Here is a 22,367-nt window from a genome sequence, read left to right as displayed (position 1 = left end):
GCGGTGTGCTCCTCTCCGGCCCGCAACACGTGCGGGCCGACCGTTCCGTCAAGGAGACGAAACACATGGCAATTGGCACCGTCAAGTGGTTCAACGCTGACAAGGGCTTCGGCTTCATCACCCCGGACGACGGCGGCGCCGACGTCTTCGCCCACTTCTCGGCGATCCAGACCTCCGGCTACCGGAGCCTGGACGAGAACCAGCGGGTCGAGTTCGAGGTGACCCAGGGCCAGAAGGGCCCGCAGGCGGAGAACATCCGCCCGCTCTGATCTTCGGATCAACCGGCACCACCACCGCGCCCTCTCGGGCGCGGTGCACGGGCCGGCCCGCCTCTGCCGGGCCGGCCCGTCCCTTCGGTTCGTGCTTGTGACCACCGGCGACGCCGGTGACGCGCCGTTCTCCGGCGCCCTTCCTCGACACGTGCCGCCTCGAGGAAGGCTTTCCGCATGACCACGACCCTGCCCACGTTCGCCGCCACCGGCCTGGCCCCGGCGCTCGTCTCCGAGCTGGCCGCGCAGGGCATCTCCGCGCCGTTCCCGATCCAGGCGGCCACGATCCCGGACTCGCTGGCCGGCCGCGACGTGCTCGGCCGGGGCCGCACCGGCTCCGGCAAGACGCTCGCGTTCGGGCTGCCGCTGCTGCACCGTACGGCCGGACGCCGGGCCCGCCCGGGCCGCCCGCTCGCGCTGGTGCTCGTACCGACCCGTGAACTGGCCGCGCAGGTCACCGCCGCGCTCGCCCCGTACGCCGCCACGCTCGGCCTGCGCTGCGCCACGGTCGTCGGCGGGCTCTCGCTGGGCCGCCAGGCGGCCGCGCTGCGCGCCGGTGCCGAGGTGCTGGTGGCGACGCCGGGACGGCTGCACGACCTGATCGACCGTGGGGACGCCCGGCTGGACCAGGTGGCCATCACCGTGCTGGACGAGGCCGACCAGATGGCCGACATGGGCTTCCTGCCGCAGGTGACGAAGCTGCTGGAGCAGGTCGCACCGGGTGGCCAGCGGATGCTCTTCTCGGCCACCCTGGACCGGGGCGTGGACCGGCTGGTCCGCCGCTTCCTGGCCGACCCGGTGACGCACTCAGTCGACCCGGGCACCGCCACCGTCACCGCGATGGCCCACCACGTGCTGCACCTGGAGGCGGACGACAAGCAGGCCGCGCTGGCGCACATCGCCGCCCGCGAGGGCCGCACCATCGTCTTCATCGCCACCAAGCACCGCGCCGACCGGGTGGCCCGCCAGTTGCTCGCCAAGGGCGTACGCGCGGCGGCGCTGCACGGCGGCAAGTCACAGCCGCAGCGCACCCGCATCCTGGAGCAGTTCCGCACCGGCCAGGTCACCGCGCTGGTGGCGACCGACGTGGCGGCCCGGGGCATCCACGTCGACGGGCTGGACCTGGTCGTCAACGCCGACCCGCCCACCGAGGCCAAGGACTACCTGCACCGGGGCGGCCGGACCGCGCGGGCCGGGGAGTCGGGCACCGTGGTCACGCTCGTCCTGCCGGACCAGCGCCGCGACGTCGCCCGGCTGATGAGCACCGCGGGCATCAACCCCAAGACCACGCGGGTACGCCCCGGCGACAGCGAGCTGAGCCGCCTCACCGGCGCCCGGGAGCCGTCCGGCGTCCCGGTGACCATCACCGCGCCCGCCGCCGCGCACCCCGCCCCCGGAACCCGCCCCCGTCGGCGCCCGCGCCGCCGCTGACCGCAGCCCGCGTCCGACCGGCCTGAGTCGGGAATCAGCCGATGTTCGGTCGGCTGCCCGACTGTGCGCCCGGAACCCGGCGGTGATGCTGCTGCGCGGGGGGACCGGTCGGGGGTCGGCCGGACGCGGAGGGAGCGGTTCATGGCGGGGGAAGCCGGATCGGGCGGAGCACGGGAAGTGCTGCTGGTGCTCGCGGTGGCGGGTGCCGGCCTGGCGCTCGCCGCGGTGGCCGCGTTCGGGCCGTGGCAGCCCTCCGAGGGCGGCTCGCCGGATCGCGGTGCCGCCCGCAGCTTCACGCCCGGGATGAGCGCCCCGCACACCCAGTAGCCGCCCCGGGCGGATGATGCCGAGACACCGGTATGACTCCCAGGCATAAACATGCCCCAGCGTCATATCGGTCGGGAGTCATGCCTCCGCGGCCGACGACCGATCGGGCACCCGGCCGACCACCCCCGTGACCGGACGAGCGTCAGGGTGCCGTGGCCCGGTCGCTCAGCAGGTCGGCGAGCGTGGTCCGGTCCACCACAAGGGCGATCGCGCCGTCCACCGCCAGCCACACGTCCCGCAGTCCGGTGGCCACGCCGTGGTAGCCGGCCCGGTCGGCGGGAATGCCCCGCACGCTCGTGATCGCGCCACCCACCGCGCGCAGCACGTCGCCCACACTGATCTCGTCCGGCGGCCGGGTCAGCGCGTACCCGCCCTCGGTGCCGCGGTGGCTGTGCAGCAGTCCGGCCCGCCGCAGGTCGAGCAGGATCCCCTGGAGGAAGCTGAGCGGGATGTCCTGGCTCTCGGCCAGGCTCGCCGCCTTGACCAGCTCGCCGCCGCCGGCCGCCGGGTCGCCGGTGGTCCCGGCGACGTCGGCGACGGCGAGCATGGCCCGGAGCGCGTAGTCGGCGCGCGCGGAGATGTACACGACGTCAGTTGCCGGCCTGGTCCAGCACGCCCCAGCGGCGGCGGATCGCCTTGTCGGCGGCCCCGAACGCGGTGTCCACGAGCAGGCCCACCACCAGGATGACGATCATGATGGCCATCAGGCGTGGTGCCTCGCTCAGCTCGCGCGCGTACGTGAGCTGAGCGCCGATCGAGGTGCGGGTGGCGATCACCACCAGCAGCTCACCGGCCATCAGGCTGCGCCAGGCGAACGCCCAGCCCTGCTTGAGCCCGGCCACGATGGCCGGCAGCGCGGCCGGCGCGATCACGTACCGGTAGAGGTTGAGCCCTCGCGCGCCGAGGTTGCGGCCGGCGCGGACCAGCAGCGGCGGCACGTAGTCCACGCCGTGGATGACGCCGTTGGCGACCGACGGCGCGGCGCCGAGCACCACCACGAAGAAGATCGCCTGCTCGCTGAGCTGGAACAGCAGGATGGCCAGCGGGAACCAGGCGATCGACGGCATGGTCTGCAACGCGGTGATCATCGAGCCGAGGGCGGCCCGGAGCACCTTGACCCGGGCCACCCCGAGGCCGAGCAGCAGGCCGACAGCGACAGCGGCGGCGAACCCGACAGCCGCCCGCCGGGCGGTGGTGGCCAGGCCCTCCCAGAGCGCCGAGCTGAGCAGGTACTCCCCGAGGTCGCCGAAGACCACTGCCGGGCCGGGCAGCGCCCACGGCTCCTTCCACCCGGACCAGACCACGGCCTGCCAGATCGCCACGGCGAGCGCGAGCGCGGCGAACTTGGGCCAGGTGGCCGACCACAGGCGGCGTACCCGGGACGGGCCCTTCTCCCGGCCGGCGATCTCCAGCGCGTCGAGGCCGGAGATCTCCGCGTCGGCCCGTGCCGACGCGGACAGGGTGTCACTGGCCATGCCGGCCCACCTCCTTGCGCAGCCGGTCGGTGACCTCGGCGGCGATGGCCGAGACCTCCGGCGAGTCGATCCGCCGGGGGCGCGGCACGGCGACCTCGGTGGAGTAGATGATCCGGCCGGGCCGGCTGGAGAGCAGCACGATGCGGTCGGCGAGCCGGGCCGCCTCGCGGACGTTGTGCGTGACGAACAGGACGGTGAGCTTGCGCTCGGTCCAGATCCGCTCCAGCTCGTCGTGCAGGATGTCGCGGGTCATCGCGTCCAGCGCGCCGAACGGTTCGTCCATCAGCAGCACCGGCGTCTCCAGCGCGAGCGTGCGGGCCAGCGCGACCCGCTGCCGCATGCCGCCGGAGAGCTGGTGCGGCCGCTTGCGGCCGAACTCGGACAGGTGGACAGTGCGCAGCAGTTCGGCCACCCGCTCCTTGCGCTGGTCGCGGGGCAGTCCGCGCAGCTTCAGCGGCACCTCGACGTTGCCCTCGACGGTCAGCCACGGGAACAGCGCCGGCTCCTGGAACATCAGTCCCGGGTTGACGCCCTCGCCCAGCTCGATCGTGCCGCCGCTGGCCCGGTCCAGTCCGGCGACCAGGTTGAGCAGCGTGCTCTTGCCGCAGCCGGACGCGCCGACCATGCAGACGAACTCGCCGGGAGCGACGTCCAGCGACAGCCCGTCCAGCGCCAGGACCGCCTGCTCGCCCTGGCCGTACACCTTGGTCACGCCGCGCAGCGCGACCGAGCCGGTCGCGCTGCGCGGGGTCGTGCTTGTCGACGTCACGGCTGGCTGACCTCGGCCTTGCCCTGCGCCTTGAGCACCTCGTTGAGGTACTTCAGGTCGTACAGGCCGTTGAGGTCGACCGGCTGGGTGAGCCCGACCGCGACCGCGTGGTCCAGACCGGTCTTCAGCGACGACGGGATCGGGTCGTTCGTGAACTCCAGCGTCGGCCAGGCCTGCTTGATCAGCTTGAGGTCCAGCGGCTTGCCGGTGATCTTGCCGATGTGGTCGGAGATGGCCTGCTGCGCCTCGTCCGGCTTGGTGTTCACGAACTCGTTCGCCGCGACCTGACCCTCGACCAGCTTCTTCACCACGTCCGGGTGCGCCTTGAGGAACTTGGTGCTGACCAGCAGGTTGGTGATGACGAACTTCTTGTCCGGCCACAGGTCGCGCTCGTCGACGAGCACCTTGCCGCCGGCGTTCACCAGCCGGGAGACGAACGGCTCGGGCACCCAGGCGCCGTCGATGGCGCCGCTGCCGAACGTCTCGATCGTCTGGGCGTTCTCCTGCGGCACGATCTTGACGTCGCCGCCGCCCTCCTTGGTCGTCTCCAGGCCCTTCTCCTTGAGCCAGAAGCGCAGCGCGACGTCCTGGGTGTTGCCGAGCTGCGGGGTGGCGATCTTCTTGCCGCGCAGCTGCTCCACCGAGGTGATGCCGGGCTTGACCACGAGCGCGACACCGCCGGACGCGGCGCCGGAGATGACCCGGACCGCCTCGCCCTTGGACTTCGAGAAGGCGTTCACCGTCGGGTTCGGGCCGATGTACGTGGCGTCGAGCGCGCCGGAGAAGACGGCCTCGATGGCGGCCGGGCCGGCGTTGAACGTCTTGGTGTCCAGCTCGACGTCGCTGCCGAGCTTCTCCTTGAAGATCCCCTTCTCCACGCCGACCACGGCCGGGGCGTGCGTGATGTTGGGGAAGTAGCCCAGGCGCAGCGTCACCGGGCCGGATCCGGCGCCGGCGTCGCTGTCCTCGCCGCAGGCGGCGGTGGTGCCGAGCGTGGCCGCGCCGACAGCGGCCAGGGCCGCCAGGGTGGCCAGGCGGCGCAGGGGAAGCCCTCTCATCGAATGTCCAATCCGCAGTATTCCTATTTAGTTGGTAGGAAGAGTGGGCCAGCGGTCCGGCGTCGTCAAGCCCCGTTCCGGGGGTCACACCCCGCGACCTGGGATTTCCCGGTAATTCCCACCTGTTCGGTGGAGAAAGCGTGGCCGGTCGGCCAGCCGCCGGCACCGCCGTCCGGTGGGCCGCGGCACACCGGCGGTGGGGCCGGTACCGAAGCGCTAATGTCGATCTCGTGCCGACGCGGAGAGCGAAGATCCCAGCGACGAAGTACCCGGTCGAACGGTTCACCCTCGACAACGGCCTGCGCGTGGTGCTCACGCCGGACCGCAGCGCCCCGGTCATCGGGGTGGCGGTGGTCTACGACGTCGGCATCCGCTCCGAGCCGGAGGGACGCACCGGGTTCGCCCACCTCTTCGAGCACCTGATGTTCCAGGGCTCGGAGAACCTGGAGAAGCTGGCCCACTTCCGGCACGTCCAGGGCGCGGGCGGGACGTTCAACGGCTCCACCCACCTGGACTACACCGACTACTTCGAGACGCTGCCCGCCAACGCGCTGGAACGGGCGCTGTTCCTGGAGGCCGACCGGATGCGCGGCCCCCGGCTGACCGAGGAGAACCTGCGCAACCAGGTCGACGTGGTCAAGGAGGAGATCCGGGTCAACGTGCTGAACCGGCCGTACGGCGGGTTCCCCTGGCTGACGCTGCCCCCGGTGATGTTCGACACCTTCCCCAACGCGCACGACGGCTACGGCTCCTTCGTCGACCTGGAGTCGGCCACCGTGGCCGACGCCGCCGACTTCTTCCGCCGCTACTACGCCAGCGGCAACGCGGTGCTCGCGGTCAGCGGCGACATCGACGTGGCCGAGGCGACCACACTCATCGAGCGGCACTTCGGGGACGTGCCGGCCCGGCCCGCCCCGCAGCGGCCCGACTTCGCCGAGCCGGACCTGACCGCCGAGCGGCGCAGCACGTACACCGACGCGCTGGCCCCGCTCCCGGCGGTGGCCGGCGCGTGGCGGGTGCCCGACCCGATCAGCGACTTCGCCGGTTACCTGCCCTACGTGGTGCTGGCCGAGGTGCTCACCGACGGCGACGCCTCGCGGCTGGTCGAGCGGCTGGTGCAGCGCGACCGGTCGGTCACCAGCCTCGGCGGGTACCTCGGCTTCATGGGCGACCCGTTCGACGTGCGCGACCCCACCGCGCTGCTGCTCCAGGCACATCTGCCGCCCGGCGGCGACGTGGACAAGGTGCTGCGCACCATCGACGAGGAACTGGACCGGCTGGCGAGCGACGGGCTGACCGAGGGGGAGCTGGCGCGCACCCAGGCGCGGATGGCCACCCACCTGCTGCGCGACACGGACGCGGTGCTCGGCCGCGCGTTGCGGATGGCGGTGCTGGAACAGCAGCGGGGCGAACCCGGCCTGCTCAACGACCTGCCCCGGCTGGTCGGCGAGGTGACCGAGGAGCAGGTTCGCGCCGCCGCCGCCACCCTGCGGCCCGAGCGCCGCGCGTCCGTCGAGGTCGTCGCCGGAGGGGCCCGATGAGCACGAGCACGAGTACGACCACCGCCACCGCCGCCGTCCGGGCACTGCCGGCGCTGCGTCCCAACCGCCGCCTCAAGGTGCCCAAGCAGGCCGAGCGCACGCTCGGCAACGGCCTCACCGTGATCGCGGTACGCCGCTCCTCCGTACCGCTCGTCGAGCTGCGACTGTGGATGCCGTTCGGGCGTACCCACCTGGCCCGCGGCGGGATGCTGGCCCAGACCATGCTCTCCGGCACCGAGGCGCACAGCGCCACCGAGCTGGCCGCCGAGTTGCAGAAGGTCGGCGGCGGGCTGACCGCCGGTCTCGACCCGGACCGGCTGATGCTCTCCGGGGCGGGCCTGGTCACCGGCCTGGACCGGATGCTGGAGCTGCTCGCCGAGGTGCTCACCGGGGCCACCTACCCGGCGGACTGGGTGGAGACCGAGCGGGACCGGCTCGTCGACCGCATCCAGGTCGCCCAGAGCCAGCCGTCGCACCTGGCCCGCACCGCGCTGCTCAAGCGGGTGTACGGCCGGCACCCGTACGCGGTGCAGACGCCCGACCCGGACCAGGTCCGGGCGGTCCGCCCGGCCGCGTTGCGCCGGCTGCACGCCGAGCGGGTGCATCCGGCCGGCGCGGTGCTGGTGCTCGTCGGCGACGTGGCGCCGGAGCGGGCGCTGGACGCGGCCGAGCAGGCGCTCGCCGGGTGGCGCGGTGACGGCCACGTCGCCGAGCTGCCCCCGGCGCCGCCGCTGGAGCCCGGGCCGCTGCTGCTCGTCGACCGGCCCGGCTCGGTGCAGTCCTCGGTACGGCTCGCGCTCCCCGCGGTGCCGCGTACCCACCCGGACCACGCCGCGTTGCAGCTCGCCAACCTGATCTTCGGCGGCTACTTCTCCTCCCGCTGGGTGGAGAACATCCGCGAGGACAAGGGCTACACGTACGGGCCGCACTCGCTCGTCGAGCACTCGGTGGCCGGTTCGCTGCTCGTCGCCGGCGCCGAGGTGGCCACCGAGGTGACAGCGGCGGCGCTCGTGGAGACGAACTACGAGCTGGGCCGCCTGGCGACAGTGCCGCCGAAGGCCGACGAACTGGAGCAGGCCCGGCAGTACGCGCTCGGCACGCTCCAGCTCGGCATGTCCACCCAGGCCGGTCTCGCGTCGCTGACCAGCGCGTACGCCGGCAACGGGCTGCGGCTGGACTTCCTCGCCGAGCACGCGGCCCGGCTGGCCGCCGCGACTGTGGACGACGTGGCCGAGGTGGCGGCCCGCTACCTGGCCCCCGCGCGTGCGGTCACGGTCGTGCTCGGCGACGCCGAGCGGGTGGCCGACTCGCTCGCCGCCGTGACACCGGTGCGTACGGAATCCGCATGAGCGGCGAATCCGCCCCGCCGCTGGCCCGGTCGACGCTCGACCGGGCCGCGCACCGGCGTACCGATCCGGGCTGGCTGACCGAGGCGTGGGAGCGGGCCCGGGTGCTGGTGCTGGACTCCACCGCCGAGGGGCGGGCGCTGGTCCGGGGCGCGACGACCCCACCGGAGCTGGTCCTGGTCGGCCCCGGTGAGCTGCCCGAGGTGCCCCGGTCGGTGCCGATGTTCCTCGGCGTCGAGCCGGACGGCGTGCCCGTGTTCGCGGTGGACGGGCCGCTGCCGGCGCTGCCGGACACCCGTCCGGCCCACCTGCGCGAGGTCGGCCACCTGATGACCGACCGGGACGCGGGCCTGTTCACCACCGCGCTGGCGCTGCTCAACTGGCACCTGCGGCACGGGTACTCGTCGACGACGGGCAAGGCGACGAGCGCCGACGAGGCCGGCTGGTCGCGGATCGATCCGGACGGCGACCGGGTCTGGCCGCGTACCGATCCGGCCATGATCGTGCTGGTGCACGACGGTGTGGACGGCCCGGACGGCCGCTGCCTGCTCGGCAACAACGCGGCGTGGCCGCGCACCCCGGGGCAGCGCCGCTACTCCTGCCTGGCGGGATACATCGAGCCCGGCGAGTCGGCCGAGGCCGCCGTGCTGCGCGAGGTCCGCGAGGAGGTGGGCGTCCCGGTCGAGGAGATCGCGTACGTGGGCAGCCAGGCCTGGCCCTTCCCCGGCTCGCTGATGCTCGGCTTCCTGGCCCGCGCCGACGCGGACGCGCCGATCCGGGTCGACCTGGCCGAGATCGCGCACGCGCGCTGGTTCACCCGCCGGGAGATCGGCGCCGCGCTCGCGGACGAGCCGGTGCCGGTGGGCGGGGGAGACCGGCTGGTCCTGCCGCCGCCGTCCTCGATCGCGTTGTTCCTGGTGCACCGCTGGCTCGACGGTCACTGCTGACCGGCGGTCGCCGCGGGTGGACGCGGCCCCGGCCCGGATCGTCGTTGCCGCGACGGTCGCGGGCCGGGAACACGTGCCGTCGAGGCCGGGTGAGGCAGGAAAGCGGCGGGGGAGGCCGGTCCGGCCACGACGGACGTCGGCGTCCGGTCATCCACCGTCCCAGCGGTACGGGTGCCCGGGGGCGGGTTCCTCGATCGGCAGCACCTTGACCCGGTGCCGGCCCGCCCGCACGGCCCCGACCGCTGACAGTGCGCGGGCGAGCAGGAGTGCGGCGTCCCGGTCCTCGGCGTGGACGACCTGGCGGCGGGGCTCCGGCGTGCTCGTCTCGTCCCGCAGTCGACCCCCGCCCGCCCAGGCGGCGGCGATGTCGGCGTCGGCGACGGTACGGATCTCGGTGCGGACGATCAGGAACCGCATGGTGTCCCCCGGACAATCGGCGGTTACACGCTGGAACTTCCACGTCACTCCCGCGTCATGTTACGCCGATGTGTCCGCCCGGCAAGGGGAACGCGCCAGCTCGACCGATCGGGGGATCCCAGGTCAGCACCGTTGTCGGGGATGGACGCGCGAGGGGCCGCCGGCTCGCGCCGACGGCCCCCCGTGGTTCGCCGGATCAGTCCAGATCGAACTGACCGCTCTTCGTGCCGGCGAGGAAGCCGAGCCAGCCGGCCCGGTCGAACAGCAGGACCGGTCCGCTCGGGTCCTTGCTGTCCCGCAGCGCCACTGTGGCCGGCCCGGAGTCGAGCGGCGCGACCTCCACGCAGTTGGAGGTCTGGCTGCGGGTGCTCTTGCGCCATGCGGCGCCGGCGAGCCGTCCCGACAGGGCGGTCGTGCTGGTGTGGATCTCGTTCATGGTGCTGCTCCTGGTGAGGTGCTCCGATGGGACCGAGCGACGCCGGAGCGCGGGCGGTGTCCGTACCGGATCACCGTTCCGTGGTGAGGCGCCCCGAGTCCCGGCGTCGCTGGGCCGGCGCCGTTGCCGGCCCGTACGCCACCGTGGACTCGACTGCCGTGCCGGTCAGCCGTCCCGTCGCCTCGATCAACCAGGAGAGGGTGTCCGATGCGGAGAGTGCCGACGAGCATAGCCACTCGAACACCACTTTATAGCGATTTAGGGTGTTTACCTCGGTCGACATGACGTCGGTGAACCCACCTTCGATGGCGAGCGTCTCCGGATCGAGGGGATCGGCGAACCGGTAGACCGAGAACGCGGTCGGTGGGAGGTACCAGTCACCGACCCGGGTGTCCCGCAGCAGCAGACGCAGCGTCACGTTCGGCAGCAGGGCCATCTCGCACAGGTGGACGAGCTGCTCGTGCAGCACCTCCGGCGGCCCGGCACGCCGGCCGAGCGCGGCCTCCTCCAGCACCGCCGTGTAGCGGGGCACCTCGGGGGAGCGGGTCAGCAGCGACTGGCGGGCCTGCCGCGCGCGTACCTCGGTCTCGGGATCCTCGCTCTCCGGGTCGCCGGCCTCGGCGGCGACCTGCGCGGCGGACATGATCCGGTGCCGCGCGTACCCCGGCGTCTGCAACAGCCCCGGCACGAGCACCGGGTTGTACTCGGAGATCTCCGCGCAGCCGGCCTCCAGCTCGGCGAAGGCGCGCTGCTGCTGCGTCATCACCGGGAAGTTGCGCAGCCAGCCGCGCATGTCGCCGGCCTCGTGGGTGATCCCGGTCAGTTCCGCGCGCTGCTCCTCGTCGGCACCGTAGAGCGTCAGCAGCACGTCCACGTCGTCGGGGTCGGGACGGCTGCGGCCGTTCTCCAGACGGGACAACTTGGATGCGGAGGCCCAGCCGATCCGCTCGATGACCTGGTCACCGGTCAGACCGGCCTGTTCGCGGAGCCGACGCAGCTCGGTGCCGAGTCGACGACGGCGCAGAATCGGGCCTGGTACGGCAGGAGGCACGGCGTCCTCTTTCCCGTCGACCGTCGCTTGACGCGACGGTAACTGTATGAAATTCGCCCCCCACGGTCAGTATGGACGGCGCGACCGGCGTCGGAGGTTCCGGCAAGGGCGTGTCACGAGACAAAAAGAGGACTGTGGAGGGCGTCTTCACCAGCGCCCGCCCCCGACGCGCCCCTGGTGGCGCACCCCCGCCGGAGGGAACCGATGCGCACCGTCCTGCGCCGCCCCGACTTCCGTCTGCTGTTCGCCGCGCTCGTCGCGAGCATGGCTTCGGAGTCGGTCCTGCTGCTCGCCCTGGCCGTCTGGGTCAAGGACCTGACCGGTTCGGACAGCATGGCCGGGGCGACCATCTTCGCGGTCATCGCGCCGATGGCGCTCGCCCCGCTCGTCGGCTGGGTGGTCGACCGCTACCGCAGGCGACAGTTCTTCATCGCCGCCAACCTGGTCGCGGCAGTGCTGCTCGGCCCGCTGCTCACGGTCCGGGACCGCTCCGACGTCTGGGTGATCTACGTGGTCGCCGCGCTCTACGGACTCTCGTACATCACCCTCACCGCCGTGCTCAACGGACTGATCCGGCATCTGGTTCCGGCCGAGCTGCTGGCCGACGCGAACGGGCTGCTCCAGACCGTCCGGCAGGGCCTGCGGCTGATCGGGCCGCTGGCCGGGGCCGGTGTCTACGCCGCAGTCGGCGGCTGGCTGCTGGTCCTGCTGGCCATGACCGGCTTCCTCGTCGCGGCGGCGGTGGTCGGGCGGCTGCGAGTGGAGGAGAGCACGCCGACGCGGCCGGGCCGTCGCGGGCCGTCCGAACTGGGCGCGGGGCTGCGGCACCTGACCGGCGAGCCGGCGCTGCGCCGGGCGCTGCTCGGGTACGGGCTCGGCTCGCTGGTGATGGGCTTCACCGAGTCGCTGATCTTCGCGTACGTCGATCTCGGTCTGCACCGCGACGCCGCGTTCGTCGGCGTCCTGGTCATGGTGCAGGGCGTCGGCGGCCTGGTCGGCGGCCTGTTCTCGGCCGGGGTGGTCCGCCGGTACGGCGAGGTGGGCGCGCTGGCCGCCGGCGTGACGTTCTTCGGACCGGCCGCGCTGGCGCTCGCGTACCCCCGGCTCTGGCTCGGGGTGGTGGCGCTGCTGCTGGCCGGCCTCTCGCTGCCGCTGACCATGGTGGGGTTGAACACGCTGATCCAGCGGCGGACCCCGCCGCGGCTGCTGGGCCGGGTCACCGCGGCGTCGGAGGCCCTGGTCAGCGGGCCGCAGGCGCTGTCCATCGGCACCGGCGCGCTGCTCGTCGGCGTGTTCGACTACCGGCTGCTGTTCGCAGTGGTCGGGGCGGTCACCACGGCGGCGGGCCTCTACCTGTGGCGGGGCCGCGGGCTGACCACGCCGGTCGCCGGGCCGGTCCGGATCCCGGCGCCCCGGAAGCCCGCCGACGACGGCGTGCTCAGTCGCGGAGGGTCCTGAACGACGACGAGCGGCCGTACCCGGGTCGGGTACGGCCGCTCGCGGCGTCGCGGGAGATCAGCCGGGCAGCGCGGCCAGGTGCTGCTTGACCTGGGTGATCGAGGGGTTGGTCAGGGCGCTGCCGTCGGCGAAGCGCAGCGTCGGGACGGTCTGGTTGCCGCCGTTGACGCTCATCACGAAGTCCGCGGCCGCGCTGTCCTGCTCGATGTCGACCACCTCGTACGCGATGCCCTCCCGGTCGAGCTGCGACTTCAGCCGGTGGCAGTAGCCGCACCACGGGGTGGAATACATCGTCAACATGGTCTGGTCCTCCAAGGGGTGGCTCGCGCCCGGTCCGATCAGGCCAGGCTAACCGCTGCAACGTCACACGATGCTGGGATGATTCCCTGCTGTGGGCGTTCACTCAGGTGCGGAACGGGTGCTGGCCGGGCTGGATCCGGAGCAGCGGTCCGCGGTGACCGCCCCGGCCGGGCCGGTCTGCATCCTGGCCGGCGCGGGCACCGGCAAGACCCGGGCGGTGACGTCGCGGATCGCGTACCGGGCGCTGACCGGGGACGTCGCCGGCCGGCATGTGTTGGCGGTCACGTTCACCGCCCGCGCCGCCGCCGAGATGCGCAGCCGTCTCACAGTGCTCGGGGTGCAGGGCGTGCAGGCGCGCACGTTCCACGCCGCGGCGCTGCGGCAGGTCCGCTACTTCGCGCCCCGGCTGCTGGCCGGGCGGGCCATGCCGGAGCTGCTGGACAGCAAGGTGCGGGTGGTCACGCTCGCCGCCGCCAAGGTCGGCCTGCGCGCCGACCGGGCCGCCGCGCGGGACCTGGCCGCCGAGATCGAGTGGGCCAAGTCGTCACTGGTCGAGCCCGGGGAGTACGTGGTGGCCGCGGCCAAGGCGCTGCGCGAGACGCCGTACGAGCCGGCCCGGGTCGCCGACGTGTTCGACGCGTACGAGCGGCTCAAGCGCGGCAACGGGGTGATCGACTTCGAGGACATGCTGCGCGCCGCGGTCTGGGGCATCGAGGAGCACCCGGACGTGGCCGAGCAGGTCCGCAACCAGTACCGGCACTTCGTGGTCGACGAGTACCAGGACGTCAACCCGCTCCAGCAGCGGCTGCTGGAGGCGTGGCTGGGCGGCCGGGACGACCTGACGGTGGTCGGCGACGCCAGCCAGACGATCTACTCGTTCACCGGCGCCACCTCGTCGTACCTGGTCGACTTCCCGCGCCTGCACCGGGGCGCGACAGTGGTCCGGCTGGTCCGCGACTACCGCTCCACACCGCAGGTGGTCGGGCTCGCCAACGCGGTGATCTCGCAGGCCCGGGGCACCGAGGCGCGGCTGCGGCTGGAGTTGCACGGCCAGCGCCGGCCCGGCCCGGAGCCGGAGCTGCGGATCTTCACCGACGAGCCGGCCGAGGCGAACGCGGTCGCCGCCCGCTGCCGGGCGCTGGTGGCGGGTGGCACCCCGGCGCGGGAGATCGCGGTGCTGTTCCGCACCAACGCGCAGTCCGAGGCGTACGAGAAGGCGCTCTCCGAGGCCGGCGTGCCGTACGTGCTCCAGGGCGCCGAGCGGTTCTTCGAACGGCCCGAGGTGCGCCAGGCGATGATCGCCCTGCGCGCCGCCACCCGGTCGGCCGACGCGGGCACCCCGCTGCCGGCCGCCGTGGTCGAGGCGCTCACCGCCGTCGGCTGGGCGCCCGACGCGCCCCCGCCGGGCGGTGCCGCCCGCGAGCGGTGGGAGGCGCTCGCCGCGCTGGTCCAGCTCGCCGAGGAGTACGCGGCGCAGCCCGAGGCGGAACCGGGTCTGACCGGGTTCACCGAGGAACTCGCCCGGCGGGCCGCCCATCAGCACGTGCCCACAGTCGAGGGGGTGACGCTCGCGTCGCTGCACTCGGCGAAGGGGCTTGAGTGGGACGCGGTGTTCCTGGTCGGGCTGGCCGAGGGCACGCTGCCCACCACGTACGCGAAGACCATGGAGCAGGTCGAGGAGGAACGGCGGCTGCTCTACGTCGGGATCACCCGGGCCCGGGAGTGGCTGTGGCTGTCGTACGCCACCGCGCGCTCGCCGGGCGGGCGGGCCCGGCGGCCGTCGCGGTTCCTACCCCAGCTCGACCGGTCCGGCGGCGGTGAGCGAGCCGGCGGCACCGGGCCGGCGCGGCGGGCCGAGCGGCGCCGGCCGCAGGTGGTCTCGTGCCGGATCTGCGGCGCCACGCTGCTCGCCGGCGCGGACCGCAAACTGGGCCGCTGTCCGACCTGCCCGTCGGACATCGACGAGGAGCTGTACGAGCGGCTGCGCGAGTGGCGGCAGCGGGTGGCGGGCGCGCAGAAGGTGCCGGCGTACGTGGTGTTCACCGACGCCACGCTCACCGCGCTGGCCGAGCGGAAACCCGGGCGCACCGAGGAACTGGTGGCGATCGCCGGGATCGGGCCCCGAAAAGTCGGTCTTTATGGGGATACGGTGCTCGCCCTGGTGGCGGGCGCCCCGGTGGACGACGTCTGCCCACAGAAAACTTCTGAAAAGTAGCCGTAAATCGTTTGCCCTCGCCCGAGGGCGAGGAATAGCCTCATGACACACCTCGCGAGCGGCGCCGTTCTGGCTGCTCAAAGGGGATGAGTCCACGGTCGGCACGAGGAGAGTCAGGGAGGTGGCACCAATGAAGATCTTCACCTATGAGCGTCTTGCGGCGATGCCGTCTGCCGTCGCTCCGCTGTCGGCTGTCCGGGTGGCCCTCGCCGCTCGACCGTCGGCTCCGCAGGTGCACCAGGTCCCGGTTCAGGCCGAGCTGAACCTGACCGTTGCGCCGATCGCCGGAGTCGAGGGGACCAGTGGCTTCGCGGGCAAGGGCATCGATGGCGCCAAGAAGCGCACGGATGTCCGCGGTGTTCCACCTCGAGGTAGACCGGTCTGATCCATCAGACCACCGGCTCACCTCGAGGCCGCGGAACCCGCATACCGGGATCCGCGGCCTCAGTTTTTTGTCCCGCCGAAGTACGTCGGAATGCGATCCACGAGATCGAAGTGAGAGAGAGGTGACCGGAGGATGAGTCTGGCGTTGGCCCCCCTCGACGTGAGCGTCGACGTGGAGGCGAACCTGCCCTGCCGGAAGTTCGACCCCGACCTGTGGTTCTCCGACTCGCCCGCCGAGCTCGAGCTGGCCAAGTCGCTCTGCGGGGACTGCCCGCTGCGCGTCGAGTGCCTGGCCGGGGCGGTGGAGCGAGCCGAGCCCTGGGGCGTCTGGGGCGGCGAGATCTTCGAGCGTGGCGCGGTCGTCCCGCGCAAGCGGCCCCGTGGCCGTCCGCGCAAGGAGGACCTCGCCCGAGACGCGCAGCTCCGGGTCGAGGCGGAGGCGCGACTGGCGGCCAGCGGGCTGTCCGAGTCGCGTAGCTCCGTCCGGCTGGCAGCCTGACACACCTACGTTCCGAAACCGACCGATGCCGGTGTCCCTCCACCGGCCGACCTGAGAGAGAAATTCTGATGCTGAACCTGCCGAACGGATTCGAGATGCAACTACTCCACGAAGCGTTGTCCAGGGCCCGAATGCGCCGGCCTCAGGCCGGTCGCAACACCACGAGCACTGAGGCAACCCGTTCCGCCCGTACCGTCGCCATGCGGGGTCGCAGCCAGTCGGCCCGCGACCTGGGCGTTCTGTAGAACGATCGCGTGAGGAAGGGGCGGTGACCGACAGGTCACCGCCCCTTCGCCGTGCTCGTCGCCGGCTCGCTTCCGGCCCGCGCTCAGGACACCGGCGCGAAGCCGGGCAGCCAGCGTTCCAGGATCGACCGGTAGGACGCCTTCGCCTCCAACTGGCAGAGCACCCCGATCGACCCCAGCGTGACCCGGTGGATCATCAGGTACGACGGGGGCAGGTTGAGCTGCCGGCTGAGCTGGTAGGCGGGGGAGCGGGGACTGGCCAGCCGGGTCGCCTCCCCGCGCAGCCAGGCCCGGGTGAAGCGGAACTCGTCAGCGGCGATCGGCTCCAGCATGGGACGCAGGAAGTCGAGCACCGCCGGGGCGTCGATCGACTCGGTGCGGCTGACGAAGCCCTCGGCGCGCAGCCCCTCCACCACCGCGTCGGCGTCGCCGCGCAGCGCCAGCGCCGCGATCCGGCCGATCGGCTCGGGCGTGCCCTGCGGCATCCGGGCCACCGCCCCGAAGTCGATCACACCGAGCCGGCCGTCCGGCAGCAGCCGGAAGTTGCCCGGGTGCGGGTCGGCGTGCAGCAGCCCGGCCCGCTCCGGCGCGGACAGGTGCAGCTCGGCCATCAGCCGGCCGGCCTCGTCCCGCTGCTCCTCGGTGCCCTCCCGGATGATCTGGGACAGCGGGATGCCCTCCACCCACTCGGTGATCAGCACCCGCGGCGCGGCGTCGAGCACCTCCGGGATGAAGATGTCCGGGTCGTCGGCGTACGCGGCGGCGAACGCCCGCTGCGACTCCGCCTCCAGTTCGTAGTCCAGCTCCTCGGTGATGCGCTCGCGCAGCTCGGCCAGGAGCGGCTTCACGTCCAGCCCCGGCTGGATGGCCCGGAACATGCCGCCGAGCCGGGAGAGCTGCTTGAGGTCGGCCAGCAGCGCGTCACCCGCACCCGGGTACTGGATCTTCACGGCCACGTCCCGGTGCTGCGGGCCTCCGTTCGGCCCGTACCCCGGGTCGCGCCAGACCGCCCGGTGCACCTGGCCGATGCTCGCCGCGGCGGCCGGGGTGTCGTCGAACTCGACGAACCGGTCGCGCCAGTCCGGGCCGAGCTGCTCGGCGAGCACCTTGTGCACTGTCGCAGCCGGCAGCGGCGGGGCGGCCTCCTGGAGTTTGGTCAGCGCCTGCCGGTACGGCGCGGCGACCTCCTCGGGCAGCGCCGCCTCGAACACCGACAGGGCCTGGCCGAACTTCATCGCCCCGCCCTTGAGCTGCCCGAGCACGCTGAACAACTGCTCGGCGGTGCGCTGCTGGATCTCGGCGGAGATGACGTCGGACGCGAGGCCGGTCACCCGCTTGCCCATGCCGAGCACGGTTCGACCGGCGAACCCGAGCGGCAGGGCGGCGAGTTTGGCGGTGCGGGACACGGCCCGGCGCGGGATGTCGGTCACCCGGCCATTGTTACCGACTCGGGGCCTCCGCTGCTGCCGTGCGGCCGGTAGCGGTCGGGGCCGACCGGATCGGGCGACGCCGGCAGCAGCCGCAGGAGGGGTGTGGCGGCCACCGTCGGTAGCGGACCCGGCCCGGTCCGCGGATCTCCACCGCGCCGCCGAGCGTCTCCGGCTGGGCGCCGTCGAGCTGGGCCAGCACCTCGGCCGTCGCGAAGGCCGCCGCGGCGAGCCCGGTGGCGGCGGTGCAGGCCCGCTCGCCCCGGTCGGCGGCGAGCTGGGCGGCGAGCGCGGGCCAGTCCGGATCCCGGTCGCCGCGGTGCAGGTCGAGGCAGCGCAGACAGGGACCGACCGGCGGGCGGACCAGCGGACCGACCACCGGTACGCCGCCGCGCAGGTCGAGCAGCAGGTGGGGCTGACGCCGGCGGGCGTACCCGGTGGCGAGCAGCTCGGCCGGACGGTCCACCCCGAGCTGCACCACCAGATCCGGCCGGCTGGCCCGAGACGGGCCGGTGACCGTTCCGGGCGCGCACCGCTGCAGCGCCGCGCGTACCGCCGGGGCCAGCGGCCGGCCCAGCTCCGCGGCGGTCAGGCCGGTCCCGATCAGGTCACCCGCGCCGACCGGACCTGCCAGATCGGGTACGACGTGCCCGACCCCGGCCTGGGCCAGCGCGACGGCGACCGCCGCGCCGAGTCGTCCCGTACCGGTGACCAGCACCCGGGCGGCACGGCGGCGGCGCAGCAGCCGGGCCGGTGTGCCGGGCAGGTCGGGGGACGCGAGCGCCAGCGCGCCGGCCTCGGCGGCCAGCCGGGCGCGGACCGCTCCGGCGAGGTCACGGGGGAGCAGGGCCTGCGCCGGCACCACCAGCCCGGCGTCCCGGAGCGTGTCGAGCAGGGCGCGTGCCTCGTCGGGCGGGACCCGGGCGGCGCCCGCCCCGGCCAGCACGGCGCGTTCGCTGCGGGTGCCGTCGAGCAGGTCGAGCAGGCGGGCCGTCCCCGGCGAGGACATCTCCAGCAGCACCGCGCGGCCGGGCGGTTCGCCGAGCTGGAGCGTGTGCCGGTCGCGCCAGAGCCGGGTCAGGCCGGGCAGCAGGACGGGACGGACGAGTGGCGTCGGATCGGTCACGCCACTGATCGTGACCGTCTCCACGCGCTCCGTCGCTCGTTGTCCACAGGTGCGGCGAGCCGTGGCCAGTGTTGTCCACAGGATCTCGCCGGTTTTCCACAACTAGCCGGTAACTCTGTCGGCTACACGACGGGGGAGGGCGGCCGCCGGCCGTCCTCCCCCGTGTCTGCCGTACGGGTCAGACCTTGGCCTTGCCCAGGATGCGGTTCACTGTTGTGCCGCACACCGGGCACTTGCCCTTGGCCATGTTCATGCCGGTCTTCGAGACCTCCACGTGCCCCTCGAAGTCCCGCTTCTCCTTGCACTTCACGCAGTAACCGTTGTAGGTCTGGGCCTGGTCGGCCACGGTAGCCTCCTCGTCTCGTCCGCCGGAGGTGTCCCGGCGGGTCTCCCTGCGGCGGCCCACGCGTGGCCCGGCGCCGGGGGGTTCTCCGCGGTCAGTCACCTGACCGTGGTTGGCGGACCCTACCCAGGTCTGGGCGGTTCCATGTCAGCTGTACGCCGACTCTGTGAGCAAGTCGACGTCGAGAGTGTGCATGCCGAGTAACGTCGGATAAGTCAGTTTCGCGCGGACACGCCGGGTGAATGCACCCAGATCCGCTTCGCGTGACCCCGCCGGCTGTCACCCGTCGTAGATCACTTAACGTGAAGAGGGCCGGTCAGGTGATGGTCAGCTACCGTCGCAAAGAATTTTTTCCGGACTCCTGACAACCAACCGCCACTTTCCGGGCGCGTGTCGTCGTGTTGACTCTTGCGGAGTCCTGGTCAGTACGCATTAGCTTTCCATCGTGACAGTCAACCGAGGCTGCGCGGACCGGTAATGACCGTGACGCGGAAGCCCGTCGTCGAGGTACGGCGCAGCCAGCGCCGGCGGCGCACGGTGTCCGCGTACCGGGACGGGGAGCGCGTCGTCGTGCTCATCCCCGACCAGTTCTCCCGGGCCGAGGAGAGCGAGTGGGTCGACCGGATGCTCGCCCGGCTCGCCGCCCGGGAGGGCAGGCTGGCCCGCTCGGACGCCGAACTGCTCGCCCGTGCCACCCGCCTGATCGACCTCTACCTGACCGAATACGGATCGGCCGCCGCGCCCGCGAGCGTCCGCTGGGTGACCAACCAGAACGGCCGCTGGGGCTCCTGCACGCCCGCCGACCGCACCATCCGGATCTCGCACCGGGTCCAGGACATGCCCGACTGGGTGATCGACTACGTGCTGCTGCACGAACTGGCGCACCTCATCGTGCCCAGCCACAACGCCGAGTTCTGGGCCCTGGTCGCCCGCTACCCGAGGTCGGAACGCGCCCGCGGCTACCTGGAGGGCGTGGCCGCCACCGCCGCCATCCCCTGACCCCGGCGCCGCGCCTCCTGCCGATCGATCATGAGGTTGACCCGGCGTCTCGTCCGTTTCGTCACCGCCAACCTCATGATCGCGCGTGGGTCCCGCGCGGGGGTGGGGTTAAGGTCGGCGAATGTCGCGACGTGTGGTGGTGGCGCTGCTCGGCTCGGTGACCTGGTCGCCGCCCGGAATCGACCCGGCGCGATGGCGTACCGCGCTCGCCGAGGACGTGGTGGACCTGCTCGCCACGCTGAACGAGGTGGAGACCGCCGTCGCGGTCACGGCCCGGGACCGGTGGCTGGCCGACGCGGTGGTCTGGCCCGGCACCCAGGTGTACGAGGTGACCGAGCCGACGCCGAACGCGGTGTTCGCGGCGCTCGCCGGGGAGTCGGCCGGGCATGAACCCGCAGGCGCGTCCGCTCAGGGCCGGGCCGCGGGCACCGACGACCGGGCGACCGGCTACGACCAGGTGGCGGTGGTGGTGGCGGACGCGCCGGACCTGCCCGGGCTGACGCTCGGCAAGCTGCTCCGGCCGCTCACCACCCGGCCCGTGGCGGTCGCTCCGGTCGAGGGAGGCGGAACCGGCCTGCTGGGGGTGGCGGCGCGGCTGCCCGTACCGGCGTGGCTGCCCGGGCTGGATCTGGACACGACCGAGCCGGCCGAGGTGCGGCGGGCGGCGCCGAGCCCCGGGGACGTGGCGGTCACCGCCGGCTGGCACCGGATGCGCGGCCCGGCCGACCTGGCCGCCCTCGATCAGGCCGTCGAGGGCTGGGAGGCCACCCGGGCCCTGCTGTCCGGCCGCCCCGTCTGACCCCGGCCCGCCGAGGGGCGGACCCCCGGACCCGGCCCGCCGATCTTGCACTATGGTGCCCGACAAAAAGTCGCTTTCAGGACATCCCTAGGGCCGCAACTGCAAGATCGGCGGCGGGAACGGGGCAGGGCCGTCGCGTTCGCGTCAGCGCTTGTCGTCGTCCTCGCCCGGGGACTTCTCCTCCGGGGCACCCGGGGCGGAGAAGTCGAAGTTCGCCAGCTCGTCGTCGAGATCGGTGCTGGTCGTGGCGAACGCCTCCGGTGCCGCGAAGTCGTCGTCGGAGGGCAGCAGGTCCGGGTGGCCCCAGACCGCGTCCCGGCCGGCGATGCCGCGGTGCTCGGTCAGCGCCGCCCACAGCACCGTCGCCTCACGCAGCCGGCGGGGCCGCAGTTCGAGGCCGACGAGCGCGGCGAACGTCTGCTCGGCCGGGCCACCCGCGGCGCGGCGGCGGCGGAACGCCTCGCCGAGGCGTACCACGTTGGGCAGCCGGTCACCGGCGGCGCTGTCGACGACGTGGCACACCCAGCCCTCGACCAGCGCGAGCACTGTCTCCAGCCGGGCCAGCGACGCCTTCTGCGCGGGCGTGTCCTCGGGCGTGAAGATGCCCTCCAGCGCGATCGCCTGCATCGACTCCGGGTCGGTCGGGTCGACCCGGCCCATCGCCTCCTCGATCGCCTCCCGGTTGACGCGGATGCCCGCGGCGTAGTTCTCCACCGCCGTCAGCACGTGCCCGCGCAGCCACGGCACGTGCTGGAACAGCCGCTGGTGGGCGGCCTCGCGCAGGGCCACGTAGAGGCGTACCTCGTCCTCGGGCAGCTCCAGGCCCTCGCCGTACACCTTGATGTTGGCGGGGACGAGCGCGGCGGTCCCGGCGGGGCCGAGCGGCAGGCCGATGTCACCGGCGGAGAGCACCTCGGCGGCGAGCGAGCCGAGCGCCTGGCCGAGCTGGCCGCCGAAGAGGGCGCCGCCGAGCGTGGCGACCATCGACTGCATCGGGCCGAGCTGGGCGCGGGCCTCCGGCGGCACCAGGTCGCCCATCGCGCCGACCATCCGGCTGGCCACCGGGTCGCAGAGCTTGCGCCACACGTCGAGCGTCTTGAAGATCCACTCGTTGCGGTTCCAGGCGACCGAGGTGCGGATGCCGGAGGGCCACGAGGTCGCCGGCTCCAGCCAGAGGTCGGCGATGCGTAGCGCCTCCTCGACCGCGTTGCGTTCGAACGGCGACACCGCGGGGTCGCCGGCGGCGGCGAGCTGACTGGCGGCTACCTGCCGGGCCAGGTCCCAGTTGACCGGCCCGCTGCCCGGCGCCGAGAGCAGGTGCTGCAACTGCGACATGAACTGCTGCATCGCCGCGGGATCGTTGGGGTCCGGTGGTTGACCACCCGGGAGCGCGAAGCCGAACGGAATATCAGGCACGACCTCTACGGTACGCGGGCCCCGCCGCAGGTCGTGCCACTCGGCGTTGCGCTGAGGGCGAAGTCCGCCGGTCACCGCGCCGGACGGCC

24 protein-coding genes are annotated in these 22,367 nt (G+C 73.1%); 12 read left to right on the top strand and 12 right to left on the bottom strand.

All coding sequences use genetic code 11. The features are described from left to right. Positions 1 to 65 precede the first annotated feature (65 nt). The 3 genes from Q3W68_RS10635 (at position 66) to Q3W68_RS10625 (ending at position 2,027) form a co-directional block, all read left to right on the top strand. Positions 66 to 269, top strand: coding sequence for a cold-shock protein (locus tag Q3W68_RS10635; protein ID WP_013288421.1), 204 nt, complete (start codon positions 66 to 68; stop codon positions 267 to 269). A gap of 177 nt (positions 270 to 446) precedes the next feature. Continuing rightward, positions 447 to 1,700, top strand: a complete 1,254-nt coding sequence (locus tag Q3W68_RS10630) for a DEAD/DEAH box helicase (protein WP_302905282.1) — start codon at positions 447 to 449, stop codon at positions 1,698 to 1,700. 141 nt (positions 1,701 to 1,841) lie between these two features. Next, positions 1,842 to 2,027 (top strand): hypothetical protein, encoded by a 186-nt coding sequence (locus Q3W68_RS10625; RefSeq protein WP_302905281.1) that lies wholly within the window; start codon positions 1,842 to 1,844, stop codon positions 2,025 to 2,027. Between the two features lie 142 nt (positions 2,028 to 2,169). Here Q3W68_RS10625 and Q3W68_RS10620 read toward each other — a convergent pair whose 3' ends face one another. The 4 genes from Q3W68_RS10620 to Q3W68_RS10605 are packed head-to-tail and all read right to left on the bottom strand — an operon-like array spanning position 2,170 to position 5,329. Continuing rightward, on the bottom strand, positions 2,170 to 2,613 hold the full coding sequence (locus tag Q3W68_RS10620; protein WP_120573241.1) for an Rrf2 family transcriptional regulator: 444 nt from the start codon (positions 2,611 to 2,613) through the stop codon (positions 2,170 to 2,172). Positions 2,614 to 2,617: 4 nt separating this feature from the next. After that, positions 2,618 to 3,502 carry an ABC transporter permease gene (locus tag Q3W68_RS10615; RefSeq protein WP_120573242.1) on the bottom strand — a complete coding sequence of 295 codons (885 nt, stop codon included), beginning with the start codon at positions 3,500 to 3,502 and terminating at the stop codon, positions 2,618 to 2,620. Beyond that, the gene (locus tag Q3W68_RS10610) at positions 3,492 to 4,271 is read right to left on the bottom strand and encodes an ABC transporter ATP-binding protein (protein ID WP_302905280.1); all 780 of its coding nucleotides are present in this window, start codon (positions 4,269 to 4,271) and stop codon (positions 3,492 to 3,494) included. Before Q3W68_RS10610 ends, Q3W68_RS10615 begins: the two co-directional genes overlap by 11 nt. Next, entirely contained in the window at positions 4,268 to 5,329 is a 1,062-nt protein-coding gene (locus Q3W68_RS10605) for an ABC transporter substrate-binding protein (RefSeq protein ID WP_302905279.1), read from the bottom strand. Before Q3W68_RS10605 ends, Q3W68_RS10610 begins: the two co-directional genes overlap by 4 nt. 230 nt (positions 5,330 to 5,559) lie before the next feature. Between Q3W68_RS10605 and Q3W68_RS10600 the strand changes: the two genes are divergently transcribed. Genes Q3W68_RS10600 through nudC form a run of 3 tightly spaced genes read left to right on the top strand, consistent with a single transcriptional unit; the run spans position 5,560 to position 9,163 of the window. Then, positions 5,560 to 6,870: a pitrilysin family protein gene (locus tag Q3W68_RS10600; protein ID WP_302905278.1), complete on the top strand. Its 1,311-nt coding sequence runs from the start codon at positions 5,560 to 5,562 to the stop codon at positions 6,868 to 6,870. Next, positions 6,867 to 8,219 (top strand): pitrilysin family protein, encoded by a 1,353-nt coding sequence (locus Q3W68_RS10595; RefSeq protein ID WP_302905277.1) that lies wholly within the window; start codon positions 6,867 to 6,869, stop codon positions 8,217 to 8,219. Before Q3W68_RS10600 ends, Q3W68_RS10595 begins: the two co-directional genes overlap by 4 nt. After that, the gene (gene nudC, locus Q3W68_RS10590) at positions 8,216 to 9,163 is read left to right on the top strand and encodes an NAD(+) diphosphatase (RefSeq protein ID WP_302905276.1); all 948 of its coding nucleotides are present in this window, start codon (positions 8,216 to 8,218) and stop codon (positions 9,161 to 9,163) included. Before Q3W68_RS10595 ends, nudC begins: the two co-directional genes overlap by 4 nt. Positions 9,164 to 9,310: 147 nt before the next feature. Here nudC and Q3W68_RS10585 read toward each other — a convergent pair whose 3' ends face one another. The 3 genes from Q3W68_RS10585 to Q3W68_RS10575 all read right to left on the bottom strand — a co-directional run bounded on the left by Q3W68_RS10585 (position 9,311) and on the right by Q3W68_RS10575 (position 11,067). Continuing rightward, on the bottom strand, positions 9,311 to 9,580 hold the full coding sequence (locus Q3W68_RS10585; protein WP_252452981.1) for a hypothetical protein: 270 nt from the start codon (positions 9,578 to 9,580) through the stop codon (positions 9,311 to 9,313). 196 nt (positions 9,581 to 9,776) lie between these two features. Continuing rightward, positions 9,777 to 10,016 (bottom strand): DUF397 domain-containing protein, encoded by a 240-nt coding sequence (locus Q3W68_RS10580; protein WP_120573249.1) that lies wholly within the window; start codon positions 10,014 to 10,016, stop codon positions 9,777 to 9,779. 70 nt (positions 10,017 to 10,086) lie between these two features. Further along, positions 10,087 to 11,067, bottom strand: coding sequence for a helix-turn-helix transcriptional regulator (locus Q3W68_RS10575; protein ID WP_302905275.1), 981 nt, complete (start codon positions 11,065 to 11,067; stop codon positions 10,087 to 10,089). A 177-nt stretch (positions 11,068 to 11,244) separates the two neighbouring features. On the opposite strand from Q3W68_RS10575, the gene Q3W68_RS10570 reads away from it, so the two are divergent. Continuing rightward, positions 11,245 to 12,525 carry an MFS transporter gene (locus Q3W68_RS10570; RefSeq protein WP_368045730.1) on the top strand — a complete coding sequence of 427 codons (1,281 nt, stop codon included), beginning with the start codon at positions 11,245 to 11,247 and terminating at the stop codon, positions 12,523 to 12,525. 57 nt (positions 12,526 to 12,582) lie between these two features. Here the strand turns inward: Q3W68_RS10570 and Q3W68_RS10565 are convergent, their stop codons facing one another. Then, entirely contained in the window at positions 12,583 to 12,825 is a 243-nt protein-coding gene (locus Q3W68_RS10565; protein WP_302905273.1) for a mycoredoxin, read from the bottom strand. Positions 12,826 to 12,916: 91 nt separating this feature from the next. Between Q3W68_RS10565 and Q3W68_RS10560 the strand changes: the two genes are divergently transcribed. The 3 genes from Q3W68_RS10560 to Q3W68_RS10550 all read left to right on the top strand — a co-directional run bounded on the left by Q3W68_RS10560 (position 12,917) and on the right by Q3W68_RS10550 (position 15,923). After that, positions 12,917 to 15,040 carry an ATP-dependent DNA helicase UvrD2 gene (locus tag Q3W68_RS10560; protein WP_302905272.1) on the top strand — a complete coding sequence of 708 codons (2,124 nt, stop codon included), beginning with the start codon at positions 12,917 to 12,919 and terminating at the stop codon, positions 15,038 to 15,040. Between the two features lie 130 nt (positions 15,041 to 15,170). After that, on the top strand, positions 15,171 to 15,425 hold the full coding sequence (locus Q3W68_RS10555; RefSeq protein ID WP_013288405.1) for a hypothetical protein: 255 nt from the start codon (positions 15,171 to 15,173) through the stop codon (positions 15,423 to 15,425). 132 nt (positions 15,426 to 15,557) lie between these two features. Next, positions 15,558 to 15,923, top strand: coding sequence for a WhiB family transcriptional regulator (locus tag Q3W68_RS10550; RefSeq protein WP_013288404.1), 366 nt, complete (start codon positions 15,558 to 15,560; stop codon positions 15,921 to 15,923). Positions 15,924 to 16,251: 328 nt separating this feature from the next. Here Q3W68_RS10550 and Q3W68_RS10545 read toward each other — a convergent pair whose 3' ends face one another. The 3 genes from Q3W68_RS10545 to Q3W68_RS10535 all read right to left on the bottom strand — a co-directional run bounded on the left by Q3W68_RS10545 (position 16,252) and on the right by Q3W68_RS10535 (position 19,067). Next, positions 16,252 to 17,598, bottom strand: coding sequence for an AarF/ABC1/UbiB kinase family protein (locus Q3W68_RS10545; protein WP_302905271.1), 1,347 nt, complete (start codon positions 17,596 to 17,598; stop codon positions 16,252 to 16,254). A 10-nt stretch (positions 17,599 to 17,608) separates the two neighbouring features. Next, positions 17,609 to 18,721: a TOMM precursor leader peptide-binding protein gene (locus tag Q3W68_RS10540; RefSeq protein WP_302905270.1), complete on the bottom strand. Its 1,113-nt coding sequence runs from the start codon at positions 18,719 to 18,721 to the stop codon at positions 17,609 to 17,611. A 178-nt stretch (positions 18,722 to 18,899) separates the two neighbouring features. After that, positions 18,900 to 19,067, bottom strand: a complete 168-nt coding sequence (locus Q3W68_RS10535; protein ID WP_007464795.1) for a DUF5679 domain-containing protein — start codon at positions 19,065 to 19,067, stop codon at positions 18,900 to 18,902. Positions 19,068 to 19,541: 474 nt separating this feature from the next. Here Q3W68_RS10535 and Q3W68_RS10530 point away from each other — a divergent pair, with 474 nt between their 5' ends. After that, a complete protein-coding gene (locus Q3W68_RS10530; RefSeq protein ID WP_302905269.1) occupies positions 19,542 to 20,063 on the top strand; it encodes a M48 family metallopeptidase in 522 nt (173 codons plus the stop codon). A 121-nt stretch (positions 20,064 to 20,184) separates the two neighbouring features. Next, the gene (locus Q3W68_RS10525; protein ID WP_302905268.1) at positions 20,185 to 20,862 is read left to right on the top strand and encodes a hypothetical protein; all 678 of its coding nucleotides are present in this window, start codon (positions 20,185 to 20,187) and stop codon (positions 20,860 to 20,862) included. 144 nt (positions 20,863 to 21,006) lie between these two features. Here Q3W68_RS10525 and Q3W68_RS10520 read toward each other — a convergent pair whose 3' ends face one another. After that, complete coding sequence (locus Q3W68_RS10520) at positions 21,007 to 22,278, bottom strand: zinc-dependent metalloprotease (protein ID WP_091423230.1); 1,272 nt, start codon at positions 22,276 to 22,278, stop codon at positions 21,007 to 21,009. Between the last annotated feature and the right edge of the window lie 89 nt (positions 22,279 to 22,367).

The sequence above is a fragment of the Micromonospora sp. C28ISP2-4 genome (genome assembly GCF_030519385.1).
Taxonomy (GTDB): Bacteria; Actinomycetota; Actinomycetes; order Mycobacteriales; family Micromonosporaceae; genus Micromonospora; species Micromonospora tulbaghiae.
The sequence above is the reverse complement of the archived record's forward strand: the minus strand, read 5'-3'. Positions and strand labels throughout refer to the sequence as shown.

Bases quoted from the DNA above. Each gene is read 5' to 3' on its own strand.
- Q3W68_RS10635 (WP_013288421.1), top strand. From the start codon at position 66: ATGGCAATTGGCACCGTCAAGTGGTTCAACGCTGACAAGGGCTTCGGC.
- Q3W68_RS10630 (WP_302905282.1), top strand. From the start codon at position 447: ATGACCACGACCCTGCCCACGTTCGCCGCCACCGGCCTGGCCCCGGCG.
- Q3W68_RS10625 (WP_302905281.1), top strand. From the start codon at position 1,842: ATGGCGGGGGAAGCCGGATCGGGCGGAGCACGGGAAGTGCTGCTGGTG.
- Q3W68_RS10615 (WP_120573242.1), bottom strand. From the start codon at position 3,502: ATGGCCAGTGACACCCTGTCCGCGTCGGCACGGGCCGACGCGGAGATC.
- Q3W68_RS10605 (WP_302905279.1), bottom strand. From the start codon at position 5,329: ATGAGAGGGCTTCCCCTGCGCCGCCTGGCCACCCTGGCGGCCCTGGCC.
- Q3W68_RS10595 (WP_302905277.1), top strand. From the start codon at position 6,867: ATGAGCACGAGCACGAGTACGACCACCGCCACCGCCGCCGTCCGGGCA.
- nudC (WP_302905276.1), top strand. From the start codon at position 8,216: ATGAGCGGCGAATCCGCCCCGCCGCTGGCCCGGTCGACGCTCGACCGG.
- Q3W68_RS10585 (WP_252452981.1), bottom strand. From the start codon at position 9,580: ATGCGGTTCCTGATCGTCCGCACCGAGATCCGTACCGTCGCCGACGCC.
- Q3W68_RS10580 (WP_120573249.1), bottom strand. From the start codon at position 10,016: ATGAACGAGATCCACACCAGCACGACCGCCCTGTCGGGACGGCTCGCC.
- Q3W68_RS10565 (WP_302905273.1), bottom strand. From the start codon at position 12,825: ATGTTGACGATGTATTCCACCCCGTGGTGCGGCTACTGCCACCGGCTG.
- Q3W68_RS10555 (WP_013288405.1), top strand. From the start codon at position 15,171: ATGAAGATCTTCACCTATGAGCGTCTTGCGGCGATGCCGTCTGCCGTC.
- Q3W68_RS10550 (WP_013288404.1), top strand. From the start codon at position 15,558: ATGAGTCTGGCGTTGGCCCCCCTCGACGTGAGCGTCGACGTGGAGGCG.
- Q3W68_RS10530 (WP_302905269.1), top strand. From the start codon at position 19,542: ATGACCGTGACGCGGAAGCCCGTCGTCGAGGTACGGCGCAGCCAGCGC.
- Q3W68_RS10525 (WP_302905268.1), top strand. From the start codon at position 20,185: ATGTCGCGACGTGTGGTGGTGGCGCTGCTCGGCTCGGTGACCTGGTCG.